This window comes from Streptomyces sp. NPDC001100 (assembly GCF_053598575.1).
In genome coordinates this window covers 440039-460934 of sequence record NZ_JBSFKO010000002.1, presented here as the reverse complement: position 1 = coordinate 460934, position 20896 = coordinate 440039, and the positions used below count along the sequence as shown (strand labels likewise).

The following is a 20896-nucleotide window of genomic DNA, read 5'->3' as shown; positions in this document are numbered from 1 at the left end:
TCCTGGTACGACTTGGACTGGAGCTGCAGGGGTGGAGCCATGTCGCCAAAGGACTTGCCGAAGGCTTGCAGCGACCGCTCCAGTTCCATCAGCACCTGGCCCGCTGCGTCGTCGCCGGCAAGGCCGGGCGCCAGGGCCGCGCAGACTCGGACGCCTGCATGCGGGTCAGCCAGCCAGGGGCGGGTGTCGCCGCCCAGGTGGCCGATGGCTGGGTGATCCTGAGCGGACGGTGGCGGCGTTCGAGCGCGCTCTCGCCCTGGACCCGGCCAACTGGTCGCTCCATCTCGACCTGGCCGACGTTCACGCCGAGCAGGGCGACTTCGCCGCAGCGGTCCGGCTGATCGATCGGGGAATGGAGCACGAGTCGACCGAGCTCACACTGTGCGCTGCCGGGGCCGCCTACCGGGCACGGCTGACCGGCTCGCCCGCCGAACTGAGCGAACTCATCGAACTGGCGCCGAACCTGCCGAACAACTCGTACCGGGACCTGCTGATTCATCACGCGTGTGCCGGTCCCGCGCTGCCTGCCGAGCTCGTGGCTGCGGCCCGCCGCATCCAGAACGGCTCGAAGATCACTGACGGGCCAGGTCTTGGTGACTGATGCCAAATGGCAATTCCAAGTAGACGACGAGTGGCGGAGCGCCTCCACCTGTCTCCGTAACTTCGTGGAAGGCCTCATCGAATACCTGCAAGGGATTGAGGCGAACCGGCTGAGGCTATGAGGTCAGACGACCGATACTCGGAAGGGATCGGTGGGGATGATCTGTGCCTCGTCGAAGAGCTGTTCCAGCGCCTTGTGTCCGTGATGTCTGCGGAACTCGATCTCGGCTGCGGTCACCGGCTGGGTCCACAGGATGCGGGCGTGTCCTTCAGGCAGCGGACAGTGTTCGAGGTCGGGGCCGTGGAGGTAGGGCAGGCTGATCAGAAGGTGGTCGCAGGTCGAGCCCGGTACCCACGGTTCGCCGATCGGCATGCTGTGCTCCAGGTCGAGTTGATGCCCTTCGCAGTGGTAGAAGGCGATCATCGCCATGAGTTCGATGAACCGTTGGTCGCGGACGCGCGCCGTCATGACGAACTCAAGTCCGTGACCACGCTCCTCCATTGAGGCCCAGCATCCGGCGGTGACATAGGCCCAGTTGTCGCTGCGGGGGCCGGGCGCTACGACGAGAACTCGCAGATCTGGCACTGCCTCTCGCCGTTCCGGACCTAGGTCGTAGTCGACGACCTCTACCGCGTGTCCCGTGAAGAACGCCCGGACATGTGCCTCAACGGCATCTGCGGCCAGCAGTCTCGCCTCACTCACCACGCGATCATTCCAGACTGTGATCGACTGACCCCGGCCGCTCGTGGGGCGTTGCGGAGCTGTGGATCCTGATCGTGTCAGACCCGCAACAGGGCATCCCTGGGCTCCAGTTGGTCGAGGCGCAGAAGTGTGACACTCGACGGAGGGGTGTCACGCTTTCGCGGACGGGTCTCCGTTGGCGGCACCTCAATGCCTCGGTGAGATCCCCCAACTCAGAGCCTTCCGTTCTCAGTTCTGCTCGAAGGGCCACGCTGCGCGGACCTGCGCGAGTTGCATACGGTGGGCGTCGACCCAGTCGGCGGGCAGGCGCACCAGGACGCACACCGAGGTGAGAGACACCGTGGTGTCCCTCACCACCACCTCGATCGCGTTGAGGACCTCACCGTGGGAGATGTACGGCCCCTTCGGCGTGATCTGGATCTCCGGGTTTCGACCGTCGTCCATCCAGTGAACTGGCCGGCCCTCGGCGAGCAGTTCGAGCGCCTCTGCCCAATCGTCCAGGTCCTCGGGCAGGAGACACACCTCTGTGAGGTTTCCCTTAGCGAATTCGCTGGCCACCACGATGTCGATGTCAAGGCAGCCGTCCCAAGGGAGCACCTCGGTTGTTCGCCCCGTCACCTGAACGACCACTCTGTTCTCTTCATCGGCAAGGCGGATGAGGTCCACCGGAGCGTGCCTGGTCATGTCGTGTCCCCTGGGTCGTGGGCGACGAGGGCAGTCGGCATCACCAAAGCCACCGGTCGAGGAACGCCGGCCAGGTGAAGGCCTCGTAGCCCTCGAATGCCGCAGGATCGATCTCCTTGAGATCGTCGGCCAGAGCCTTCAGCTCATTGAGTGCGGCGTCTTCGTCCTCGAACGGATCCTCAAGTACGTGGGACTGGCTGAGGTGACGTCCGATGTGGTGGAGAGACTGGAGCCACCGCTCGACCGAACCGTTGGTGAACCGGGCTTCACCGGTCCAGCCGATGTGGTGGACCTCGCCTGTGACCGGCTGAACACCGAAGGCCTGCCAGAGGTCCAAGCCCGATACCTGCGAGATCGTGAGCTTGTAGAACCGTCGACCGTCGGAGGCCACCAGCTGCGGAGACGGCTCGCTCTGGTAGGGGACGTGGGTGACGATCTGCTCGGTGATCGGGATACCGACACTGGTCAGCATGTGCTTCGCCTCGGTTGGGATGTCCCACTCCGCGACGGTCTGCCGCGTAGCGCGGTGGACATTGCCCGGACCGGCCCAAGCTACAAGGTCTGCGTGGGTGACCATGACGTCCCTTCCCGGGCGTGCGACTGCGGTGACCCTGCTCGCGGCCCCTGACGGTTTCGCAGGGGGTTGTCGGCGGCTACGGACGGTGCCGGGTGGAACAGACCCGGTTCTGGCTCGGTGAGGACGCCGAGCTCACCACGGTCGTAGCCGCGGGGCCGTTCCAGCCACTCGGGATCATCGAGTTCCCGCAACAAGGTCACCAGGTCCACTTTGTGCTCCGTCACGCGCAGATCCTGGCGGCTCGGCAGCACTCGTTCAAGTTCAAAGGTCCCACTCGACTCGGCGGCCATCGAGTCGGAACGACTCCTCCACGCCTGCCCAGTCCTCCACCGATTCGCCGACACAGTTGATCTGCATGCCGAGGTCGTCGGCGACGCGAATCATCACTCCCGCCGATTCGGTGTGCTCCGCAGCGGGGTCGTCGAGAGCGGCCGTTCCGTCGACCCGGGTGCAGCGGCCTGTGTCTTTGCCGGAGGCGATGCGTCCTACGACCCCGAAGTGGCCTGTGGCGTCTTTGTGCGTGGCGATGATCTGTGAGCGGTCCTGAACTGCTGTCACTCGTAGTTCGTTCGGTGTGCTGGTGAAGGTGAGTTCGACCGGGGAATGGCGGCCAAACAGTTCGATCACGCCCTTGGCCTTCTGCGCCCGGTGTCGATCTCTGTGATCGTCGCCTGAAATGTTGTGAACGGGCCGTCAGTGACGGTGACGGAGGCGCCGACTGCGATGTGCGTGTGCGCGGTGTCCGTCTTGTTGGTTTCCATGAAGGTGGCGAAGGCTGCCGTCGTCCGGGCCCGAGTGGGACGACTTCCGCCAGTTGTCCATCGGTACCTCACGGCTTCTGGGCCAGTTCGCGGATGAAGTCACGCGATCGTTCGGGTTCGAGTGATGTTCCCGCTACTACGTCCCGGGGTGCAGGTGCTCTGCGTCCGCCTTGAGGGTCTCGATGAAGGTGTGGAAGGTTCCGCCAGGGAAGGTGAGCATGGCCCGGGCCGGCGCCTTCGAGTCGCGTATGGACACGTGGGTGTGCGTGGGGGACGCCGCGACCTCCACGCAGTTGTTGCCGTCGTCTGGGCCCGAGTAGGACGACTTCCGCCAGTTGTCCATGGGGTGTCTCACAGCTCTTTCGCCAGTCGGTTGATGAAGTCGCGCGACCGTTCGGGATCGAGCGCCACGGCTTCCACTTTACGGAAGCGCGTTCGGAAGACGCTGAGCTGTGCTTCGGAGTCGATGAAGGCCGAGCCGTGCGGTACGTCGCGTACGACCGTGTCCAGTTTGGGTACGGGACCGCCTGCGCACGTCATCGCGCTGGCGGCCCTGGCGAAGCCGTCCAGGTCGAAAGGGATGACGCGGACGGTGATGTTGTCCGCTTCGGAGAGTCCGAGGAGCTTGGTGAGTTGAGCTCGGGAGGCTGCGCGGTCGCTGACCCTGATGCGCAATGCCGACTCGTGGATCACCAACTCGTAGGGCATGTTGATACGTTGGCGCCTCAGGCGATGTTGGACGCGCAACTCAAGCTCCTCGTCGGTGAGTTCGGGGACCCTCGCGGAGAACACCGCGCGGGCGTAGTCCTCCGTCTGTAGCAGGCCCGGCACGTACAGGATCGCCACCTCGTGCAAGAACGCGGCGTGATGGTCCAGTTCGGCCAGGTCCAGGAACGACGTGGGCAGCAGCCCCCGGTACTCCTCCCACCATCCCCGCGTCCGATCGGTTGCCATTGCGACAAGGGCTTCGATGAACTCCGCGTCCGTGCACGCGTAATGGGATGCGAGGCGGCGTACTCGTTCCTCACTCACGCCCACGATTCCGGACTCGATGTGGCTGATCTGGACGCGACCGGTTCCGAGCAGCGCCGCGGCGTCGACAGCGGTGAGCCCCGCTGCCTCGCGGAGTCTGCGCAACTCGATGCCCAGGCGCATCTGTCGTGCCGTTGGTTCGCGCCTCAGGACCATCGATTGCTCCTCCTCGTTCGAGGGCAGATTACGCGATCCGCTTGCTTGGGATGACAGGTTATCCCTACCGTTGGTGATGCAACGTACACGCTGCGGAAGTGCACCACCCCGTCATGCCGTGACGGCCGTGGCAGAGCCACCGCGCGAACTCTCCTTTACCTGAACGGAGTTGACCCATGCCCGAAACCGAGCCCGAGATCGAACCCATCGCCCCCGCCCCCTGGGAGTACTCCCTCTCCATCCCAACGACCCCCGAGCCGTCACCGTAAGCCGCCGCACCCTCCGCCTCATCCTCACCGTCCACGGACTCATCGGCCACGTCGACACCGCCGAACTCCTCGCCGCCGAACTGGTCTCCAACGCCGTACGGCACACGAAAGGGCCCGCCGACCTACGGGTCCGGTGGGAAGCAGGGGTGCTGCGGATCGGGGCGTGGGACGCCGATCCCGAACCCCCGCCCCCGTCACGGCCGTTGGAGTTGACCACAGACTCTGAGGGCGGACGAGGGCTCGCGCTAGTCCGGGCCTGTGCCGATCTCTGGGGCTGGCAGCCCTCGGCCCGGCACGGCACGCGCGGCAAATACGTCAGGTGTGAGCTCCTCATCGCGTGACCGGCAACGCCCCCACGAACCGTGGCCCATCCCCCCGGTGCTGCACCGGAAACGTCACTTTCAACCCCTGCTCCTGCCCCGCCACCGACAACCTCGTGGTGAACTGCAACCCCAGGAACGCCTTCTTCGAACCGCCCGCCGAGACATACGGACGCGGCAGGTTCAGCACCAACTTGCCGGGCTTTCCGCCTCTGTTGCCGTCGAAGAACAGGACTCTCTGGTCGGTGAGGGCTATGTACATGGGGCGTGGCGTGACCGTGGCCATCACCGTCCCCGCGCTCAACACCCCCACCACCGCTGCCGTCAGGGCCTGTCGGCGGACGGACACCGAGCCGATCGCGGCCAGGGAAGTGAACTCGACGACTTCGCCCTGGAGGAGCAACGGGGCCGCTGCTTCAAGGAGTTGGCGGTTGCGGCGGGAGTTCAGGGACATGGCGGGACTCCTGGGAGACGTAAGTACAGATGTGAGCGCAGATGTGAGTACAGAAAGGTGCGGACGCTATGAGCTTCCGGTGAACGGAAGTTGTACGGAAGGTCCGCCGAAGGTCAAGTCAAACCCACGCTCACCCCATCTCTGACCTGCGGATTCCCCGCCACCCGCGATGTCACAGGCCTCGCCTAGGATCCGCCGCATGTCATCCGCCCCCGGAGCCGATCCCGGCCCCGACTTCGAACTCGCCTCCGCCTTCCCGGAGGTCACCTGGTTGCGTCAGGCCGCCGCCGCGGCCGACTGGGCCGCGATCCGGCAGTACCACGACAGCCTGCCGCCCGGTACCGACCGGGCCTTCGTCGTGGGCGTGTTGGCCGAGGACGACGGTTTTGAACACGCGCTGCGGCAGCAACTCGCCGCCGTACCGCACGACGTTCTCGCGCTCACCGTGCTCGGGACCCGGCTCATCGAGGCCGGGTGGGAGATACGGACCGGCGCGCGGGCCAAGAACGTCAGCCGTGAGCAGTTCAAGGCGTTCCACGAACACCTGAGGGAGGCGGAGCAACTCCTCATCCGGGCAACGGCTTTGGACCCTTCCTACGACGCCGCCTGGGCCGCCCGTCTCAACACCGCCCTCGGGCTGTCGCTCGGGATGAACGAGAGCCGGCGCCGCTACAACCGGCTCGCCCGCTACCACCCCCACCACTTCACCGGCCAGGCCCGCCTCCTCCAGAAGCTGTGCCCCAAGTGGGGCGGCACCTGGGAAGAGGCCCACGGGTTCGCGCGCGAGTGTCTACTGACCGCCCCCGAAGGGGCGTTGAACGGCGGGCTCGTCGCCGAGGCGCACATCGAGCACTGGCTCGACCTCGGCACCGACGACAAACGCACCGAGTACCTGCGGCAGCCGCACGTGCATGCCGAACTCGTCGAGGCCGCCCAACGCACCGTGTTCCACTCGCAGTTCGCGCGGCCATACGGCTGGGTCACCGTCCAGGGCTGCTTCGCCGCGCTGTTCTCGATGATCGGCGACACCGCGCAGGCCGCCGCGCACTTCCGCGCCCTCGGCAACCTCGCCTCCGACTATCCGTGGGATTACCTCGGCAAGCCCGCCGAGCAGTACGTCCAGCACCGCGACACCGCCCTGAGAGGCCGTAGATGAACCCCCGGGACCCCCAGTACCACCAGGCCTCCCACGACAGTCAGTCCGCCGCCACCGTGAACGCCATCCACCTCACCGAGGTCGACGGCATACCCACCCTCTTCGCCTACGCCCCCGGCCCCCTCCGCGCCGGACTCGTCTTCCGCGTCGGCACCGCCGACGAGACCCTCGCCCGGGCCGGTGTCACGCACCTCGTCGAACATCTCGCCCTGTACCGCCACGGTCTCGCCGACTACCACTACAACGGCGCGACCAAGGCCGCCTTCACCCACTTCCACGTGGAGGGCGCCGAACACGAGATCGTCGACTACCTCCACGGCGTCTGCGCCTCCCTCGCCGACCTCCCCATGGAGCGCCTGGAGACCGAGAAGGAGATCCTGCGGACCGAGGAGTCCCGCCGTGAGACCGGCCAACTCCCCTTGTGGCGCTACGGCGCCCAGGGCTACGGCCTGGTCAGCTACCCCGAGTGGGGGGTCAGGAACCTGCGCCCGGAGGACGTACGGCACTGGACGGAGACCTGGTTCACCGGCGGCAACGCCGTGCTGTGGATCGCCGGCGAGCGATTCCCCGCCGGACTCACGCTCAAGCTGCCCCCGGGCACCCGCCACCCCCTCCCCGCCGTCACCTCCGCGCTCCCCACCACACCCGCCCACTTCGCCGACGGCCAGGGCGGAGTCCTCCTCGACGCAGTCGTCACGGACACCTCCGCCGCCCGCCTCTACGCCGGTGTCCTGGAACGCGAACTCTCCCGCGCCCTGCGCCAGGAGGACGGCAACTCCTACACCGCCGCCACCGACTACACCTCCCGCCGCGACGGCCACGCCGTCGTCACCGCGTTCGCGGACTCGCTCCCCGCCAAGCAGGACGCGGTGCTCGGCGGCTTCGTCGACGTCCTCGCCGCGCTCCAGGCCGGCCGTATCGCGCAGGCGGACCTGGAGGCCGTACGCACGCGGGCCGACGCGGGACTGACGGCGGCCGACGCGGCCGTACGACGGCTGCCGGGGGCGGCGGAGGACCTGCTCGCCGGACGGCCGCCGCGCGGGCTCGACGAACTGCGCCACGAGCTGTGGTCGGTGACGCCCGGCCAGCTGCACGCGGTGGCCCTGGAGGCCGCGGGGACCGCGCTGTTGCAGGTGCCCTCGGGGCACAGCGCGAGCTGGGCGGGGTATGCGGAGGCGCCGGTCCGTTCGACGTACGCCGTGACCGGGCGGCGTTTCGAGGCGGTGGCCAAGGACGGGTCCGCGCTGGTGGTCGGGGACGACGGGGTCAGCGTGACCGTGCGCGGGCGCGACGGCGGCGACCTCGCGGTGACCGTGCCGTACCGTTCCTGCGCCGCCGTGCTCAGCTGGCCCGACGGCGGCCGGCGGCTCATCGGCACCGACGGTCTCGCCGTCGCCGTAGAACCGGGGCTCTACGGCGTCGACGCGCACACGATGGCGATGCTCGACGCGGCCGTACCGCCGGACGCGCGCGTGCAGTTGCCGCCGCGGCAGAGCACCCCACGCGCGGAGGCACCCGAACCGGCCGCGGCGAGCGGTGCCGCGCCCGCCCGGCGCACCGGCGGACAGACCGCCGCGCTGGTCGTCCTCTTCCTGCTGGGCGGGCTGTTCGCCTTCATCGCGCTCGCGACGACGGTCTTCGGCCACGACCCCGACAGCGGCACCGGCGAATGGCTCGGCCTGTCGGGCTTCCTGTGGGCCGTCACCGGACTGATCGTCTGGCCCGCGGTACGGATCCTGCGGCGCACCCGGCGGGTGTGACCCAGCGGCGGGCGTGACCCACCGGAGGTCCGGAATCTGCCGTAGGTCCGGGATCTACCGCAGGTACGGGTTCCCCTGCTGCGGGGGCACCGGCATGCCCATGTACAGCTGCTGTTTCGGGGGCGGGGTGTCGAACATCCCGAACAGCAGCAGTCCGGCGGCCATCAGCATGGTCAGGACGACCGCCAAGCCGAGGAACGGGTCGCCGCTGGAGCTGCCGCCGGACGCCGCCCACGGCAGGGTGACGCACTCGTAGAGCACGAAGGACGCGAACACGCCCCAGTCCGAACCCCGCCCGCGGCGGATCGCCGCGTACAGGAAGGGCACCCACATCAGGAGGCCGCACGACCCCCAGGCAAGGAACACCCAGGCGATCCGTTGTCCCCAGCCGGCTTCCAGCCGTTTTGCCATGTCAACCCCCCAAGGTCGGGCCAAGGTTATGGCACGGGCCGCCGCCCGGGGGACGAACGGCCATCTGAACCGTCCCGCGACCCGTCCCGCGACCCGGCTCACGCCCGCCACGTCCGCGCACTGGTACGGCGTTTGTCCGGTCCGCGTTCCCCGGGACGGGAGTTTTTGCCGTGTCGTGAGGGAATCTTGTGGCGATCGAGAGGATCCGTTTTCCGGACCGAAGGACACCGTCGATTATCGTGCGATTCGCTGGGGTCCCAAGTCCCGCGCGCGCACGGACAGTTCCGTATCAGGGCCGTACGACCGTAGTCCTACGGCGTCGCCGCGCCGGACCCGCGCAGCTTCCGGGGCCCACAAGGGCCGACAGTTTTCCGGCGGACGTCATGCATGTCCGTTTGTCATGAACAGGGGTGGGGTTTTTCGTGTCCGAGCACCGGCAGTCGAAGAAGCGCAGATACATCGCTTGGGGCGTCGCGGGTGCCGCCGTCGTCGCCGGGGGCGGTATCGCCGCGCAGACCTCGATGGCCGCCACCACCTGGCCCGCGCAGAAGACCTACACGGGCCGCGCCTTCGACACCTGCGCCGCCCCCTCCCTCGCCGCGATGAAGGCCTGGCACACCGACGGCTTCTACGGCGGCGCCGCCGTCTACATCGGCGGCAAGAACCGCGGCTGCAGCCAGCCCAACCTCACGGCCTCCTGGGTCAAGTCCCTCAGCACGGTCGGCTGGAAGTTCATCCCGCTCTACGTCGGCTCCCAGCCGTCCTGCGGCTCCGGCGGCTCGGTGAAGATCAGCGCCACCACCGCGGCGGCCGTCGGCAAGAGCGAGGCGGACGATGCGGTCGCCAAGGCCTCGGCGCTCGGCTTCAAGGCCGGCAGCCCGATCTACCTGGACATGGAGTCGTACGACACGACGAACACGTCCTGCAACAACGCCGTGCTGACCTACGTGCGCGCCTTCGACAAGGAACTGCACGTCAAGATCTACCGCGCCGGCCTCTACGGCTTCTCCAGCTCCAGCGCCAAGGCGATCGCGACGGCGACCAACAAGACGGACCTGCCGGGCAACCTCTGGTACGCGCTGTGGGACAAGGTCAACACGACCACCTCGGACTGGCCGTGGGGCTCCACCCAGTTCACCGACCACAGCCGCGCCCACCAGTACATGGTCAACAGCAAGGAGACCCGCGGCGGTTACACGATCACCGTGGACCGCGACGCGTGGGACGCGCCGGTGGCCGTCACCGGCTGAGCACCGGGTGCTGAAGGGCGAGGGGTGAGGGCGATGAGGATGTTGAGGCTGCTGCGGGCGTCTGCCGCTCCGGTGCTGCGGACACCCGCCGTGCGCGCGGGGTTCGCCGTGCTGCCGGTCGTCAGTCTGGGTCTGCTCTGTCCCGTCCCGTCCCTCGTCCTCGCCCTGCGCCGCCGCACCCGCACCGCCTGGCTGGCCTTCGCCGGGTTCACCGTGGTCCTCGCGGCCTGGATCACCGAACTCGCGCTGACGCCGGTCGACACGCACGGCGCGCTGTTCGGCGTGGACCTGCTGCTGGTCACGCTCTCCATGGCGGGCGCCTCGGCGCACGCGTGGCGGGCGTGGCCACGGCGGGCGGGAGACCTCGCGGACCTCGCGGACCTCGCGGCCATCCGGACAGATGCCTCGGTGGCCGACCGCGCGGAGGACCTTGCCGTCGACCGCGCGGAGGACCCCGCGATCGACCGCGCGGAGGGCCCTGCGATCGACCGCGCGGCAGGTGACTCGGTCGCCGATCTCACAGGCGGCCCGGTGGTCGAGCAGACAGCCGGCCCGGTGGTCGAACGGGCTGAGGAGTAGCGGTACATGAGCAAGCAGGTCCGGCAGGTCGCGCAGGCGCGTCCGGTCCCGGTGGAGAGACAGCGACGGCTCACGCGCGTGGGGCATGCCGTGGTGGCCGGGCTGCGTGCGCTCGGCGGTCGCACCATCGCCATGATCGCGACGGCGCTCGCCGTCGTCCTCGCGGTGATCGTGACCGGAATCGTCCTCTCCAGGCACGACAGCCGCCCGCCGATCCCCGCCACCAGGGCCCGGCACTACACCGACACCGACGCCTGCCTGCTCACCGACCACCAGGGCATCAACGGGAGCGTCGCCGCCAAGGTCTGGCGGGGTATGCAGGACGCCTCGCTCAGGACGCACACGCGCGTGAGCTACTCCTCGGTGACCGGCGAACAGAGCACCGCGAACGCGCGCCCCTTCCTCAATGCCATGCTCCAGAGCTCCTGCGAGGTCGTCCTCGCGGTGGGCGATGTGGAGGTGAAGGCGGCGCAGGAGACGACGGCGCGGTACGCGAAGGTCGGCTTCGTCCTCGTGGGCGACAGCAGCAGCGACGGCAGCAGCGGTGGCAGTGGCAGCACGGACAAGACCACCAAGACCACCAAGACCACCAAGACCGACACGAACGTGTCATGGGTACCCACGGGCGACGGTCTCCGCGAGGGAGTCGCCGCGGCCGTGGAACGAGCGGTGGAGGCCCGGAACTAGCGCACGCGTGCGTGCCGGTACGTGCCGGTGCCCGAAGTCCTCGTGAATCGTTGGTCGAATGGGTTGGCCACAGGCGACCCACTGCCTAACATCGATCACCGCAAGACTTTGTGCACCGTCGCACAATCTCCTCGGGAGGCTCCCTTGCACCGCCGCCGTCGCACCGCGCTCGTCCTCACCGCCGTGATCGCCGCCGCGGCCCCCGCCCTGACCGCCTGCGGAAGCGAAGCGCATCCCGGCGCGGCGGCCGTCGTCGGCGGGCAGCGCATCACCGTCGCGCAGTTGCAGAGCCGGGTCAACGAGGTGCGCGTGGCACAACGGGCGGCCGTCCAGGACCAGGCACAGTACGTGCGGGCCATCGCCACCACCGGCGGCCTCACCCGCGAGCTGCTCTACGGCATGGTCTTCGACCAGGTCGTGCACCGCGCCGCCCAGGACGCCGACGTCACCGTCACCCGCAAGGACATCCAGGACATGCGGGCCGCCCTCGCCCAGCAGGCGGGCGGTTCCAAGGCCCTGGAGGCGACCTGGCTCGCACAGTACGGAGTCGCGCCGCAGCGCCTGGACGAGAACCTCCGCCTCCAGGTCGAGGGCCGCAAACTCGCCGCGAAACTCGGCACCGACACCAGCCAGCCCGCCTTCTGGAAGGCTCTGTCAACTGCCTCCAAGGAACTCCACGTCGACCTCAACCCGCGCTACGGCACGTGGGACGTGGAGAAGAGCAGCCGCGTCGACGCCAAGACACCGTGGGTGCGTGAGGTGACGGCGGCGCAGACGCAGGAGTCGGCGTAACGGTACGGCGTCTCCTCCGGAGGGGATGGTCCGGTCCCGGGTACGGCGGCGGACACGGCACCCGCAGGGCTGCCCACAGGCCTGTGGACAACTCGCGGGGCTGTCGGTGACGTGGGTTACGTTCGGTGTGTGAACGCAACCAGCCCCGGTCCCGAGAGCACCCCCGCTCCCGCCTCCGTCCCCGCCCCTGGCCGCATCGTCCTGCTCACCACCAGCCACCGTGTCGCCCCTGGCCTGCTGTCCTGGCCCGCCTGGGAGGCGCTGCGCACGGCCGACCGCGTGCTGTGCGCGGACGCCGCGCATCCGCAGCTGCCGTATCTGAGCGAGGCCGGCATAACCGTCGTCGAGGCGGCTCCGACCGCCGAGGAACTGGTCGCCGCCTGCGAGGGCGGCCACACCGTGGTCGTCGTCGCCACGGGCGAGGGCGAACCGGCGCTCACCGACGGCCTGGCCCGCCTCGCGGGCTCCGGCCGCGTCCAGATGCCCGAACTGGAACTCCTCCCCGCCTCCTACGACCTGCCCGGCGCCCGCCTCCTGGACCTCGTCCAGGTCATGGACCGCATCCGGGTCGAGTGCCCGTGGTCCTCGCAGCAGACCCACAAGGGCCTGGCGAAGTACGGCATCGAGGAGGCGTACGAACTCGTCGAGGCGATCGAGGAGGGCGACCGCGACGAACTGCGCGAGGAACTCGGCGACGTCCTCCTCCAGGTCGTCTTCCACGCCCGCATCGCCGAGGAGGACCCCGACACCCCCTTCTCCATCGACGACGTGGCCGGCGGCATCGTCGCCAAGCTGATCCACCGTCACCCGCACGTCTTCGGCGACGAGACCGCGTCAACTCCCGAGGAGGTCAAGGCACATTGGCTGCGCACGAAAGCCGAGGAGAAGCGCCGTACCTCTATTACCGAGGGCATCCCGATGGGCCAGCCCGGCCTCGCCCTCGCTGCGAAGCTGGCATCGCGTGTGCGGACGGCGGGACTTGAGGTGCCGCTGCCTCTGGCGGAGGGGAGCGGCGGCATCGGGTACGAGCTGCTCGCGCTGGCGGTGCGTGCGGAGGCGGACGGCGTGGATCCGGAGGCCGCGTTGCGGGCGGCGGGGCGGGCTTATCGGGATGCGATCAGGGGGGTTGAGGGGAGCGGCGGCGGGGCGTGATGTAACGGGTTGTGCGGGGGAGGGGGGAGTTGGAGCGGCAAAGCCGCCGACACGGGCCACCCCGCCGCCCTGAAGGCCCTCGCCGAGCGCGCCCCCACCCCGGATACCGTCAAGGAGTGACAGACCAGCCAGCCCAGCCGCACCCCCACCTCTCCCACCCCTCCGCCCCCGAACTCTTCACCTGGGAGTTCGCCACCAACCCCTACCCCGCCTACGCCTGGCTCCGTGAGCACGCTCCCGTGCACAGGACACGCCTCCCCAGCGGAGTGGAGGCCTGGTTGGTCACGCGGTACGCCGACGCCAAGCTCGCGCTCGCCGACTCACGCCTGTCCAAGAACCCCGCGCATCACGACGAACCCGCGCACGCCAAGGGCAAGACCGGTATCCCGGGTGAGCGCAAGGCCGAGTTGATGACCCATCTGCTCAACATCGACCCGCCGGACCACACCCGGCTGCGACGGCTGGTCAGCAAGGCGTTCACACCGCGCCGGGTGGCCGAATTCGCGCCCCGCGTGCAGGAGTTGACGAACGATCTCATCGACCGGTTCGCAGCGGACGGCTCCGCCGACCTCATCCACGACTTCGCCTTCCCGCTCCCCATCTACGCCATCTGCGACCTGCTCGGCGTCCCCCGCGAGGACCAGGACGACTTCCGGGACTGGGCGGGCATGATGATCCGGCACGGGGGCGGGCCGAGGGGCGGAGTCGCGCGGTCGGTGAAGAAGATGCGCGGCTATCTCGCCGACCTCATCCACCGCAAGCGCGCGGCCCTTTCCGACGCCCCCGCCCCGCCCCCCGGCGGGACCTTCCCCGGCACCCCGGACACCGCCCCCACCGAAGACCTCATCTCCGCCCTCATCCGTGCCTCCGACGAGGGCGAGCACCTCACCGAGAACGAGGCCGCGGCGATGGCCTTCATCCTGCTCTTCGCCGGTTTCGAGACGACCGTCAACCTCATCGGCAACGGCACCTACGCCCTCCTCACCCACCCCGAGCAGCGTGCCCGCCTGGAGAAGTCCCTCGCCGCGGGCGAACACGGCCTCCTCGAAACCGGCGTCGAGGAACTCCTGCGCTACGACGGCCCGGTGGAGCTGGCGACCTGGCGCTTCGCCACCCGCCCCCTCACCCTCGGCGGGCAGGACATCGCGGCCGGCGACCCCGTGCTCGTCGTACTGGCCGCCGCGGACCGCGATCCGGAGCGGTTCGCCGATCCCGACGTGCTGGATCTCGGACGGCGTGACAATCAACACCTCGGCTACGGCCACGGCATCCACTACTGCCTCGGCGCCCCGCTCGCCCGCCTGGAGGGGCAGACCGCGCTCGCCACCCTCCTCACCCGCCTGCCGGACCTTCAACTGGCCGCCGACCCGGCCGACTTGCGCTGGCGCGGCGGCCTCATCATGCGCGGACTGCGCACCCTGCCCGTGGAGTTCACGCCAGGAGCGGGCACACCAACTCCGTGGACACCGTCGTAGACCCGGACCGAACAGGGCATCTCGCCGCGTAAACCCGAAGATGACAGTTCCTCAAGTCTGTGATCTTCACGTGATCTACGTGGCATTAACTTGTGACAAGTGATCGACTGCGGCTACGTTCGAATACCAGCGCGGCGCCCCGCAGCACCCGCCGCGCGCTCCCCCCAGTCGTCACGCGAAAGGCCTCCGCATGCTCTCCGGGAACGGTCGTCACCGTCGCCCCCGTCAGGCTCCGGCAATCCTCGTCGCCGCCGGCGTGACCGGCTCCGCCATCGCCATCCCGCTCCTCGGCGCCGCCGCCGCGAACGCCGCCGACGGCACCACCTGGGACAAGGTGGCCGAGTGCGAGACCGGCGGCTCCTGGAGCGAGAACAGCGGCAACGGCCACTACGGCGGCCTCCAGCTGACCCAGGACGACTGGAGCAAGTACGGCGGCGAGGACTACGCCCCGACCGCCGACCTCGCCAGCCGCTCGCAGCAGATAGCCGTCGCCGAGAAGATTCTCGACGCCAAGGGCACCTCCGAGTGGGTCACCTGCGCGCTGGTCGCCGGCCTCACCACGACCTCGGGTTCGACGAACGTCGACACCGGCCTCGCGAGCGACTCGCCGTCCACCGGCGCGACGGACTCCTCGGGCTCCGCGGACTCCGACGGCTCCTCCGGGTCGTTCGGGCTGTCCGACTCCAGCAACACCGACCCGACCCCCTCCGATTCGGCCGGCACCTCCGGTGACGACTCGCAGAGCCCCAGCCCCTCCGCGACGGACAAACCCACCAAGTCAGACAAGTCCACCACCTCTTCGGCGGGCGACAGCTCGGCCACCGAGTCCCCGAAACTCGACGAATCGGACAACTCGCAGCAAGCGGTGGGCAAGTGGAGCCTCGTCGACACCGGCGCGCTCGACGACACCGCCGACCAGGGTGTCCAGCAGCAGAGCGCCGGCAAGCACCGCGGAGCGAGCGCCGAGGAGGACGCGGTGCCGCAGGCGTACACCGTCCGCGCCGGCGACTCCCTCGCGTCCATCGCCGACTCCCTTGGCCTCGACGGCGGATGGCGCGCGCTCTACGCCGAGAACAAAAAGGTGATAGGCGCCGATCCGGCCGCGATTGTCGCCGGTCAGACCTTGGACGTCAGTGCTGAAACGGGCGGAAAGTAGCAGCAAAACAGCGGGAGTTCGCGTCACACTTCGCGGCGAATGTCCGCTTTGGTGAAAGTGTGGGATGAGTCTCAGAAGCCCTGATCGTCTTTGAAATTCCGCCGATTCCGTGTCTACGGTCAAGGCCGCTCGTCACCACGAGCCCCGGCTGCCGCACACGCCGAGTCCTGCCAGCGGCCTCCGGGAACATTCGTCGCGTCAAGCGCCGTAGGCAGGAGCGGGGGACCCAAGGTAAGTGCCGGGCCCGGCAGTTGATGCCGAGTGCGGCTTGGGGTGAAGCCGTGCACCGAGAGGTGCGCGGCCGGGCAACTCACACGGCCCGAACCCGACAGCTCACCTCGTAGGCGTCGGTGAGGGGATTGGGATTTTCCATGCTGTTTTCCAGCAAGGGCAAGCACCGCCGTCCGTCCAAGGCCACCCGCGTCGCCACGCTCGCCGGCGTGACCGGCGTCGCCATCGCCGCCCCGCTCATGGCGACCGGCAGCGCCTCCGCCGCGACCGCCTCCGAGTGGGACACGGTCGCCAGCTGCGAGTCCGGCGGCAACTGGTCCATCAACACGGGCAACGGCTACTACGGCGGTCTGCAGTTCTCCGCCTCGACGTGGGCCGCGTACGGCGGCACCGCCTACGCCTCCACCGCGAACCAGGCCTCCAAGTCGCAGCAGATAGCCGTGGCCGAGAAGGTTCTCGCCTCCCAGGGCAAGGGTGCCTGGCCCGTCTGCGGCACCGGCCTGTCGGGCGCCGCCTACTCCGGCGGCAGCTCCAGCTCGTCGAGCAGCTCGAACGGCTCAAGCTCCTCCAAGAGCACCACCGAGCGCTCCACGTCCAACACGACCGCCTCGCGCTCCGCCGAGCGTCCGGCCGCCAAGAAGACCGTCTCCACCCCGACCGGCAAGAAGGTCAAGAAGGGTGACGGCGAGTACAAGGTCGTCAAGGGCGACACCCTCAGCTCCATCGCCGAGAAGCACAAGGTCAAGGGCGGCTGGCAGCACCTGTTCAAGCTGAACAAGGACATCATCGACGATGCCGACTTCATCTACCCGGGCCAGCAGCTCCACCTTAAGTAGCTCTCAGCTGAACCACAGCGCCCTCACATCCGCGGACTCCACCATGGAGACCTCGTGAGGGTCACCCCCGTCCCCCACGGGCTCCCCGCCCCGGTGCGTGTTCCCCCGTACGCACCGGGGCGGGGCCTTTTTGTGTCCGCTTCGGGAAAGCTTTTTGTTCCGTTCGGAAACAATTTACTCTCGGTTCTGTCCATCAGGCGGCCGACCGGATGGCCAATCGCCCCGAGCCGGTTAGGCTCGTCTCGCAGAGCCGCTGCGGTGTTGCCGTAGCCGCGTCAGACCCCAAGAAGGAGATGCTCGTGCCGTCCATCGACGTCGTCGTAGCCCGGGAAATCCTGGACTCCCGAGGCAACCCCACGGTCGAGGTCGAGGTCGGCCTCGACGACGGCAGCACGGGTCGTGCCGCCGTTCCGTCCGGCGCCTCCACGGGTGCCTTCGAAGCCATCGAGCTGCGTGACGGCGACCCCAACCGCTACGGCGGCAAGGGTGTCGAGAAGGCCGTCCTCGCCGTCATCGAGCAGATCGGCCCGGAGCTCGTCGGCTACGACGCCACCGAGCAGCGCCTGATCGACCAGGCCATGTTCGACCTGGACGCCACCGACAACAAGGGCTCGCTCGGCGCCAACGCCATCCTCGGCGTCTCCCTCGCCGTCGCGCACGCCGCGTCCGAGGCCAGCGACCTCCCCCTCTTCCGCTACCTGGGCGGCCCGAACGCGCACCTGCTGCCCGTTCCGATGATGAACATCCTGAACGGCGGCTCGCACGCCGACTCGAACGTGGACATCCAGGAGTTCATGATCGCCCCGATCGGCGCGGAGTCCTTCTCCGAGGCGCTGCGCTGGGGCGCCGAGGTCTACCACACCCTCAAGAAGGTGCTGAAGACCAAGGGCCTGTCCACCGGCCTCGGCGACGAGGGCGGCTTCGCCCCGAACCTGGAGTCCAATCGCGCCGCCCTCGACCTCATCATCGAGGCCATCAAGCAGGCCGGTTACGTCCCCGGCGAGCAGATCGCGCTCGCGCTCGACGTCGCCGCGTCCGAGTTCTACAAGGACGGCAAGTACGAGTTCGAGGGCAAGTCCCGCTCGGCCGCCGAGATGACCGAGTACTACGAGGAGCTCGTCTCCGCGTACCCGCTCGTCTCCATCGAGGACCCGCTGTACGAGGACGACTGGGCCGGCTGGAAGGTCATCACCGACCGCCTCGGCGAGAAGGTCCAGATCGTCGGCGACGACCTCTTCGTCACCAACCCCGAGCGCCTCGCCCGCGGCATCGAGGAGGGCACCGCCAACGCCCTGCTCGTCAAGGTGAACCAGATCGGCTCGCTGACCGAGACCCTGGACGCCGTCGAGATGGCCCAGCGCAACGGCTTCAAGTGCATGATGTCCCACCGCTCCGGCGAGACCGAGGACGTCACCATCGCCGACCTCGCCGTCGCGGTGAACTGCGGCCAGATCAAGACCGGCGCCCCCGCCCGCTCGGACCGCGTCGCCAAGTACAACCAGCTGCTGCGCATCGAGGAGATCCTCGACGACGCCGCCGAGTACGCGGGCCGCTCCGCGTTCCCCCGCTTCAAGGGCTGAGACCGGTAACGGGCTGACCCCACCAGGGTCAATCCTTCGCCAGTCGTACGTACGTCCCCGCACCCGGTCCCGTACCGTGTGCGGGGACGTACGCACGTGTGAAGGGGAGGCGGGACATGGCCGTGAAGGACCGGGACCGGTTCTCCACCGCGACCAGGCTCAAGCTGCTCGGCGAGCAGACGGCGGCCCGTGTCTACCGCTCCCAGACCAAACGGCAGGCCCGCCGCTCCCGGCTCACCGGCCGGGCGGCCCTCCTCGCACTGGTGCTGTGCTCGCTGATCGTGGCGCTGGCGTACCCGATAAGGCAGTACGTCTCCCAGCGCGCCGAGATCTCCGAACTCCAGCGGCAGCAGGAGCAGGCCCGGCAGCGCGTCGAGCAGCTCCGCGACCTCAAGGCGCGCTGGCAGGACGACTCGTACGCGGAACAGCAGATCCGGCAGCGGCTGCACTACGTGATGCCCGGGGAGACGGGCTACATCGTGATCGACCCGGACGCGGCCAAGCAGTCGCGTGCCGAGCTGGGGGCGGCCGACCGTCCCTGGTACGCGAACGTCTGGGACGGCGTGGACAAGTCCGACGCCTCCGACCAGTGAGAACCACCAGCGAGAACTGACCCATAGAAAGACGTCCTGAAGACAGTCATGGAAACGCCCCCGCCGTCCACTCCGCGCACCGAGCCCACCGACGCGGATGTCGAGGCCTTCAAGCAGCAGCTCGGGCGTCCGCCGCGCGGCCTGCGCGCGATCGCGCACCGCTGCCCGTGCGGACAGCCGGACGTGGTGGAGACGGCCCCCCGCCTCCCCGACGGCACGCCCTTCCCGACGACGTACTACCTGACGTGCCCCAAGGCCTCCTCGGCGATCGGCACGCTGGAGGCGAACGGCGTCATGAAGGAGATGACGGCCCGGCTGCAGACGGACCCCGAACTGGCCGCCGCGTACCGTGCCGCGCACGAGGACTACATCGCCCGCCGCGACGCCATCGAGGTCCTGGAGGGCTTCCCGAGCGCGGGCGGCATGCCGGACCGCGTGAAGTGCCTGCACGTCCTCGTGGGCCACTCCCTGGCCGCGGGCCCGGGCGTCAACCCGCTCGGCGACGAGGCGCTCGCGATGCTGCCGGAGTGGTGGGCCAAGGGCGCGTGCGTACAGCCGCTGGCGGCACCGGACCCGGCCGACGAACTGCCCGCCGAGGCCGCGGAGTCCTCCGACCCCACCGCGATCCGCAGCGCGTACTTCTCCGACGTCCCGCTGCTGGAGGAGGGTTTCAGCCGCGTCGCGGCGATCGACTGCGGTACGAACTCCATCCGGCTGCTCGTCGCGGACGTGGCTGTGTCCGACAGCGCCTCCGGCGCGGGGGCCACGGGTGAACTGCGCGAGCTGGACCGGCGGATGACGATCGTGCGGCTCGGCCAGGGCGTCGACAAGACCGGCATGCTGGCACCCGAGGCGCTGGAGCGGACGTTCGCGGCCTGCCGCGAGTACGCGGAGGTGATCCGGGAGAAGGGCGCCGACAAGGTCCGCTTCGTGGCCACGTCGGCCTCCCGCGACGCCTCGAACCGTGACGACTTCGTCCGGGGCGTCCTGGACATCCTGGGCGTCGAGCCGGAGGTGATCACCGGCGACGAGGAGGCGGAACTCTCCTTCACCGGCGCGACCAAGGAACTGACGGGCCGCGACGACCTGGCCAAGCCGTATCTCGTCGTCGACATCGGCGGCGGCTCCACGGAGTTCGTGGTCGGCGACGACCAGGTCCGTGCGGCCCGCTCCGTGGACATCGGCTGCGTCCGCATGACCGAGCGTCACCTCGTCCGCGACGGCAAGGTCACGGACCCGCCGACGTCGGAGCAGGTGGCGGCGATGCGCGCGGACATCGAGGAGGCTCTCGACCTCGCCGCGAAGACGGTCCCCCTCCGCGAGGCCCGCACCCTGGTCGGCCTGGCCGGCTCGGTCACCACGGTCTCGGCGATCGCCCAGAACCTCCCCGAGTACGACACGGAGGCCATCCACCACTCCCGCGTCTCCTACGACCGGGTCCGCGAGATCACGGACACCTTGCTGAAGTCGACCCACGCCGAACGCGCCGCGATCCCCTCGATGCACCCGGGCCGCGTCGACGTCATCGGCGCGGGCGCCCTCGTACTCCTCTCGATCATGGAGCGGACGGGCGCGACGGAGGTCGTGGTGAGCGAGCACGACATCTTGGACGGCATCGCTTTCTCTGCGGCGGCCGAGTCGCGATAGGCGGCGATCCTCGACGGGATCGCGTTCGGGATCGC

21 protein-coding genes, 2 pseudogenes and 1 riboswitch are annotated in these 20896 nt (G+C 69.0%); of the genes and pseudogenes, 15 read left to right on the top strand and 8 right to left on the bottom strand.

Going from position 1 to position 20896, the window contains the following annotated elements; genetic code table 11:
• Window positions 1-31 precede the first annotated feature (31 nt).
• Window positions 32-601, top strand: coding sequence for a tetratricopeptide repeat protein (locus ACWDEW_RS04370; protein WP_450509432.1), 570 nt, complete (start codon window positions 32-34; stop codon window positions 599-601).
• Between the two features lie 123 nt (window positions 602-724).
• Here ACWDEW_RS04370 and ACWDEW_RS04365 read toward each other — a convergent pair whose 3' ends face one another.
• From ACWDEW_RS04365 to ACWDEW_RS04340, 6 genes and pseudogenes are all read right to left on the bottom strand, one after another.
• The gene (locus ACWDEW_RS04365; protein ID WP_450509430.1) at window positions 725-1303 is read right to left on the bottom strand and encodes a suppressor of fused domain protein; all 579 of its coding nucleotides are present in this window, start codon (window positions 1301-1303) and stop codon (window positions 725-727) included.
• A 228-nt stretch (window positions 1304-1531) separates the two neighbouring features.
• Entirely contained in the window at window positions 1532-1987 is a 456-nt protein-coding gene (locus ACWDEW_RS04360) for a DUF5959 family protein (protein WP_381252454.1), read from the bottom strand.
• A gap of 40 nt (window positions 1988-2027) precedes the next feature.
• The gene (locus tag ACWDEW_RS04355; protein ID WP_450509429.1) at window positions 2028-2564 is read right to left on the bottom strand and encodes an SUKH-4 family immunity protein; all 537 of its coding nucleotides are present in this window, start codon (window positions 2562-2564) and stop codon (window positions 2028-2030) included.
• Between the two features lie 582 nt (window positions 2565-3146).
• Window positions 3147-3283 (bottom strand): annotated as a pseudogene (locus ACWDEW_RS04350) (KOW motif-containing protein); the annotation flags it as partial.
• 178 nt (window positions 3284-3461) lie between these two features.
• Window positions 3462-3668, bottom strand: coding sequence for a DUF397 domain-containing protein (locus tag ACWDEW_RS04345; protein WP_450509427.1), 207 nt, complete (start codon window positions 3666-3668; stop codon window positions 3462-3464).
• A gap of 8 nt (window positions 3669-3676) precedes the next feature.
• A complete protein-coding gene (locus tag ACWDEW_RS04340; RefSeq protein WP_450509425.1) occupies window positions 3677-4513 on the bottom strand; it encodes a helix-turn-helix domain-containing protein in 837 nt (278 codons plus the stop codon).
• A 176-nt stretch (window positions 4514-4689) separates the two neighbouring features.
• Between ACWDEW_RS04340 and ACWDEW_RS04335 the strand changes: the two are divergent.
• Window positions 4690-5123, top strand: a pseudogene (locus ACWDEW_RS04335) (ATP-binding protein).
• Here the strand turns inward: ACWDEW_RS04335 and ACWDEW_RS04330 are convergent.
• The gene (locus ACWDEW_RS04330) at window positions 5113-5556 is read right to left on the bottom strand and encodes a hypothetical protein (RefSeq protein WP_450509423.1); all 444 of its coding nucleotides are present in this window, start codon (window positions 5554-5556) and stop codon (window positions 5113-5115) included. The pseudogene ACWDEW_RS04335 and the gene ACWDEW_RS04330 sit on opposite strands and share 11 nt — an antisense overlap.
• A 199-nt stretch (window positions 5557-5755) precedes the next feature.
• Between ACWDEW_RS04330 and ACWDEW_RS04325 the strand changes: the two genes are divergently transcribed.
• Together ACWDEW_RS04325 and ACWDEW_RS04320 are read left to right on the top strand one after the other, a co-directional pair.
• Window positions 5756-6712, top strand: coding sequence for a hypothetical protein (locus ACWDEW_RS04325; RefSeq protein WP_450509421.1), 957 nt, complete (start codon window positions 5756-5758; stop codon window positions 6710-6712).
• Window positions 6709-8472, top strand: coding sequence for an insulinase family protein (locus ACWDEW_RS04320; RefSeq protein WP_450509420.1), 1764 nt, complete (start codon window positions 6709-6711; stop codon window positions 8470-8472). Before ACWDEW_RS04325 ends, ACWDEW_RS04320 begins: the two co-directional genes overlap by 4 nt.
• Window positions 8473-8526: 54 nt before the next feature.
• On the opposite strand, the gene ACWDEW_RS04315 is transcribed toward ACWDEW_RS04320, so the two are convergent.
• Complete coding sequence (locus ACWDEW_RS04315) at window positions 8527-8883, bottom strand: hypothetical protein (RefSeq protein WP_450509418.1); 357 nt, start codon at window positions 8881-8883, stop codon at window positions 8527-8529.
• A 422-nt stretch (window positions 8884-9305) separates the two neighbouring features.
• Between ACWDEW_RS04315 and ACWDEW_RS04310 the strand changes: the two genes are divergently transcribed.
• From ACWDEW_RS04310 to ACWDEW_RS04260, 11 genes are all read left to right on the top strand, one after another.
• Window positions 9306-10133 carry a glycoside hydrolase domain-containing protein gene (locus tag ACWDEW_RS04310; protein WP_450509416.1) on the top strand — a complete coding sequence of 276 codons (828 nt, stop codon included), beginning with the start codon at window positions 9306-9308 and terminating at the stop codon, window positions 10131-10133.
• Between the two features lie 33 nt (window positions 10134-10166).
• A complete protein-coding gene (locus tag ACWDEW_RS04305; RefSeq protein WP_450509414.1) occupies window positions 10167-10712 on the top strand; it encodes a hypothetical protein in 546 nt (181 codons plus the stop codon).
• Window positions 10713-10718: 6 nt separating this feature from the next.
• Complete coding sequence (locus ACWDEW_RS04300; protein ID WP_450509412.1) at window positions 10719-11399, top strand: hypothetical protein; 681 nt, start codon at window positions 10719-10721, stop codon at window positions 11397-11399.
• A 144-nt stretch (window positions 11400-11543) separates the two neighbouring features.
• Window positions 11544-12191, top strand: a complete 648-nt coding sequence (locus ACWDEW_RS04295; RefSeq protein ID WP_450509410.1) for a SurA N-terminal domain-containing protein — start codon at window positions 11544-11546, stop codon at window positions 12189-12191.
• A gap of 129 nt (window positions 12192-12320) precedes the next feature.
• Window positions 12321-13343, top strand: coding sequence for a nucleoside triphosphate pyrophosphohydrolase (locus ACWDEW_RS04290; RefSeq protein ID WP_450509408.1), 1023 nt, complete (start codon window positions 12321-12323; stop codon window positions 13341-13343).
• A 116-nt stretch (window positions 13344-13459) separates the two neighbouring features.
• Complete coding sequence (locus ACWDEW_RS04285; RefSeq protein ID WP_450509406.1) at window positions 13460-14818, top strand: cytochrome P450 family protein; 1359 nt, start codon at window positions 13460-13462, stop codon at window positions 14816-14818.
• A 190-nt stretch (window positions 14819-15008) separates the two neighbouring features.
• The gene (locus ACWDEW_RS04280; protein WP_450509404.1) at window positions 15009-15974 is read left to right on the top strand and encodes a transglycosylase family protein; all 966 of its coding nucleotides are present in this window, start codon (window positions 15009-15011) and stop codon (window positions 15972-15974) included.
• A 193-nt stretch (window positions 15975-16167) separates the two neighbouring features.
• Window positions 16168-16336, top strand: a riboswitch (cyclic di-AMP (ydaO/yuaA leader).
• Between the two features lie 9 nt (window positions 16337-16345).
• Window positions 16346-17041, top strand: a complete 696-nt coding sequence (locus tag ACWDEW_RS04275; protein WP_450509402.1) for a transglycosylase family protein — start codon at window positions 16346-16348, stop codon at window positions 17039-17041.
• 293 nt (window positions 17042-17334) lie between these two features.
• A complete protein-coding gene (gene eno, locus ACWDEW_RS04270; RefSeq protein ID WP_450509505.1) occupies window positions 17335-18621 on the top strand; it encodes a phosphopyruvate hydratase in 1287 nt (428 codons plus the stop codon).
• 116 nt (window positions 18622-18737) lie between these two features.
• Window positions 18738-19214: an FtsB family cell division protein gene (locus ACWDEW_RS04265; RefSeq protein ID WP_450509400.1), complete on the top strand. Its 477-nt coding sequence runs from the start codon at window positions 18738-18740 to the stop codon at window positions 19212-19214.
• Between the two features lie 48 nt (window positions 19215-19262).
• The gene (locus tag ACWDEW_RS04260; RefSeq protein ID WP_450509398.1) at window positions 19263-20861 is read left to right on the top strand and encodes a DUF501 domain-containing protein; all 1599 of its coding nucleotides are present in this window, start codon (window positions 19263-19265) and stop codon (window positions 20859-20861) included.
• Window positions 20862-20896: the final 35 nt, after the last annotated feature.

What these genes read in the sequence shown, in the direction of transcription:
- ACWDEW_RS04265 (WP_450509400.1), top strand. Translation starts at nt 18,738, where the DNA reads ATGGCCGTGAAGGACCGGGACCGGTTCTCCACCGCGACCAGGCTCAAG.
- ACWDEW_RS04345 (WP_450509427.1), bottom strand. Translation starts at nt 3,668, where the DNA reads ATGGACAACTGGCGGAAGTCGTCCTACTCGGGCCCAGACGACGGCAAC.
- ACWDEW_RS04355 (WP_450509429.1), bottom strand. Translation starts at nt 2,564, where the DNA reads ATGGTCACCCACGCAGACCTTGTAGCTTGGGCCGGTCCGGGCAATGTC.
- ACWDEW_RS04275 (WP_450509402.1), top strand. Translation starts at nt 16,346, where the DNA reads ATGCTGTTTTCCAGCAAGGGCAAGCACCGCCGTCCGTCCAAGGCCACC.
- ACWDEW_RS04260 (WP_450509398.1), top strand. Translation starts at nt 19,263, where the DNA reads ATGGAAACGCCCCCGCCGTCCACTCCGCGCACCGAGCCCACCGACGCG.
- ACWDEW_RS04360 (WP_381252454.1), bottom strand. Translation starts at nt 1,987, where the DNA reads ATGACCAGGCACGCTCCGGTGGACCTCATCCGCCTTGCCGATGAAGAG.
- ACWDEW_RS04330 (WP_450509423.1), bottom strand. Translation starts at nt 5,556, where the DNA reads ATGTCCCTGAACTCCCGCCGCAACCGCCAACTCCTTGAAGCAGCGGCC.
- ACWDEW_RS04305 (WP_450509414.1), top strand. Translation starts at nt 10,167, where the DNA reads ATGAGGATGTTGAGGCTGCTGCGGGCGTCTGCCGCTCCGGTGCTGCGG.
- ACWDEW_RS04280 (WP_450509404.1), top strand. Translation starts at nt 15,009, where the DNA reads ATGCTCTCCGGGAACGGTCGTCACCGTCGCCCCCGTCAGGCTCCGGCA.
- ACWDEW_RS04315 (WP_450509418.1), bottom strand. Translation starts at nt 8,883, where the DNA reads ATGGCAAAACGGCTGGAAGCCGGCTGGGGACAACGGATCGCCTGGGTG.
- ACWDEW_RS04340 (WP_450509425.1), bottom strand. Translation starts at nt 4,513, where the DNA reads ATGGTCCTGAGGCGCGAACCAACGGCACGACAGATGCGCCTGGGCATC.
- ACWDEW_RS04325 (WP_450509421.1), top strand. Translation starts at nt 5,756, where the DNA reads ATGTCATCCGCCCCCGGAGCCGATCCCGGCCCCGACTTCGAACTCGCC.
- ACWDEW_RS04300 (WP_450509412.1), top strand. Translation starts at nt 10,719, where the DNA reads ATGAGCAAGCAGGTCCGGCAGGTCGCGCAGGCGCGTCCGGTCCCGGTG.
- ACWDEW_RS04320 (WP_450509420.1), top strand. Translation starts at nt 6,709, where the DNA reads ATGAACCCCCGGGACCCCCAGTACCACCAGGCCTCCCACGACAGTCAG.
- eno (WP_450509505.1), top strand. Translation starts at nt 17,335, where the DNA reads ATGCTCGTGCCGTCCATCGACGTCGTCGTAGCCCGGGAAATCCTGGAC.